Source organism: Chitinivibrionales bacterium (genome assembly GCA_014728215.1).
In the GTDB taxonomy this organism is placed as follows: domain Bacteria; phylum Fibrobacterota; class Chitinivibrionia; order Chitinivibrionales; family WJKA01; genus WJKA01.
On record WJLZ01000035.1, the window covers coordinates 1 to 3,063 of the forward strand.

Annotated in this window: 2 protein-coding genes; both read left to right on the forward strand. The window is 44.8% G+C overall.

Translation table 11 applies throughout. The features are described from left to right. Window positions 1–180: 180 nt before the first annotated feature. Window positions 181–378 carry a hypothetical protein gene (locus tag GF401_02400; protein MBD3343896.1) on the forward strand — a complete coding sequence of 66 codons (198 nt, stop codon included), beginning with the start codon at window positions 181–183 and terminating at the stop codon, window positions 376–378. Between the two features lie 378 nt (window positions 379–756). Beyond that, window positions 757–3,063: hypothetical protein (locus GF401_02405; protein MBD3343897.1), on the forward strand; the 2,307-nt coding region annotated here is incomplete at its 3' end.

Genomic DNA, 3,063 nt, shown 5'->3' on the forward strand with positions numbered 1-3,063 from the left:
ATAAGGCATGCATGAGCGGCTACACGGCGTATCATCTGAGCTGTCAGGAACTGATGGAGAAGCTGGTGAAAGCGAAACAGCAAAACCGTCTTGGTCGCAAAATCAGAGCGCTGTGCAAACCAAAAGTTCTTGCAATTGACGCACCCATGAGTCCGCCCATCTTTCCGAAATTCTTGTTTATTGTCAGGATTATCGATAATTTTTCATGCCGGGAGCGACCAGATTAAAAAGGAGTGTCGCTTTTTCCGTGGAAAAGGATTTGTAGTCGATATCATCTACAACGAACTTATTACCATCAACGAGCGTGGCCACACCACCGAGCGCACCTACAATTCTTTCGGCCAGGTCCTCACCGAAACCGACCCGCTGGCCATGTAATTACCGAATGTCGGCTGTGTGAACATAATCAGCGCACCGTTACATAATAACATGATGATTGTAAAATGGAAGTGCGGGAAAGGACCGATGAAACCGGAGAGTCCATGCAGGGAGTAAGAAGGTAGTCTTAGATGTTGCTGAAGCGCTTAAAAGCCCTGTTTTGCGCCTGGATTATTATTTTAGGAGCCGAAAATAACGGGGGAAATCGAGCTCTAAGAAGTGTTTAATCGGTTAGAAAATTGGAAAATTGGCGATTAGTGGGTAGGAAGGCGATTTTTTTCTGGTCCGACCCGAAATGCCGAAATGTGAGCAAATAAATACCACGAATATATTGGAGGAAATGGTGGCGGATCGGTATGCATTTCAGCTCAAAAAATAATGCTTGGTGGTGACCTGTTGGCAAACGGTGGGACAGGTTTCGGCTGGGGTGGTGGTGGTAGCGGCGGCAGTATTATGATTGAAACCGACAGTATATCAGGAAATGGGAATATAGAAGCCCGCGGAATCAGCAACCGTGCAGGCGGTGGAAGAATTGCGATACATGCAGAATACATATCTGATTCTTTAGAGTATGCCGCACATTCAAATGAAGCTGGTGCCGGTACAATATTCCTCCGGGATTCCACCCGCACCCTTGGCGTTCTGATCATAGATAATAATGGCACTGATGCCGCAGACAGTTCGACGGTTCTTATCGCAATCCCGGAAGGCACAATAACCGGCCTTTCGGCTGATACACTCACCGATACCAATGCGGTATTCAGCCCCTTCGTAAAAGGGCATCTGGTAAAGCTGAATTATGATTATGTCTCGCCGTTAGGAGCCTTTACTGTTTTATATGTAGATTCCAATGCTCTGATTGTCGATACGAGTAATGGAAATCTTTTTGGCGAAGGCAGTGTGGGAGATCCGTATATCGGCGTATATCCGATTGATACGATAATTGTCAAAGGTGGTGCGAAAGTGCATACAAAAGGATTATTTTTCTATGATGAAATAATCCTGGATACCGGCTCTTTTACCGATTTCAACGGCACCCAGACAGGAAGCAGGAACATTAAAGGGTATTTGCCTGATGATGTAAGGCTTGCGATGAGCAAACGGATGAATAGCATTTCAAGAATACAAAAAAGCGAAAAATCAGCATTTAATGAAAGCATCAAGAATGTGACGGCATCTGATATTTCCAAATCAGATAAAAAAGAAAACGCCCTTGCTGAATTTAAGCCGTCAGTTGATGGTAACCATAAAAAGGGATTCTTAGTACGCTTTAAAGGATTATTGCAAAAGTTATTCGCTCAAACAGAAAAAGAGAGCAAAAAGCCTGAAAAAACTGCGGATATCCCATTGCCGGAAAACCAAGAAGGTGTGGATAAAGGCGTATCGCTATTGTATGATAATGCAAAGCCTGAATCAATGAGCTTTGCAGCAAATACCGGGAAAGTAGATCGTTCTGCAGTAAGCTTTCCGACAAAAGAGGATTCCAGGTTGAATAAAAACAAAAAATCGATCAACCCTTACAGAAAAGGATTTGTATCCAGGTACAGGCCACCTGAGAAATCTTCTATGCAACTTGCAGCACTTGATAATGAAAAACCGGTATGCAAAGCCGGCGATCCGATATACACCTACGATAACCTCGACAGAGTCACTTCCATGACTTCACCGGTTGGCACAACAAATTACGAATACGATACCCTCTCCGGAAGACTCTCCAAAATAACCAGTCCGCAGGGGAAAGAATTCACGTTCCACTACACCAAAGGCCAGCTCGACAGCATTGTGCGGCCCAATGGGATTACCACAGCATATTCCTTTGATGACAACGGCAATCTCACCATGCTCGATCACCAGTTGTCCGGATCGACCGTGCGCTCATTCGGCTACACCTACGACAAAAACGGCATGCGTGACACCATGACCGATATTAACGGTATTCACGCCTATTTCTACGACTCCCTCTACCAGATCATCCAGGCCACACATCCAGTCAGACCGACTGAAAATTTCGCCTACGATGCAGTAGGGAACTGGCAGGAGTTCGGAAGGCAGCATAATGAACTCAACCAATTAACCGAAGACAGCTCGTTTATTTATGACTATGATGCCGATGGCAACATGGCCTTGAAAATTGATAAATCCTCAGGTGATACTACTCAATACACCTGGGACCTAGAAAACAAACTCATAAAAGTTGAAGAACAGCACGGCGATACGGTAGAATTTGTGTATGGGCCGATAGGGAGGCGATTAGCAAAGATCGTGAATGCCGTAAGAACAGAATACCGCTACGACGGCGAGGACCTGATAATCGAAATGACTGACAGCGATTCGATACTTGCAAGCTATACGTTCGGGCCTGGAATCGATCAGCCGATTCAGATGCATCGGAATGAGAAGAATTACTATTACCTTGCTGATGGGTTGGGATCAATTACCGGTATTACCGATAGCGCAGGGAATGTGCTGCAGGAGTATTTTTATTCGGTGTTCGGGGAGATTGATTCAATTATCGGGGACTCGGTAAATAACCCGTTTACTTATACCGCCAGAGAGTGGGAACCAGCGACTAAACTCTATTATTATCGGAATAGATTCTATGATGCGTCAATAGGACGGTTTATTTCGGAAGACCCTATCGGATTTGATGCAAGGGATTATAATTTTTACAGGTATGTTGCAAAT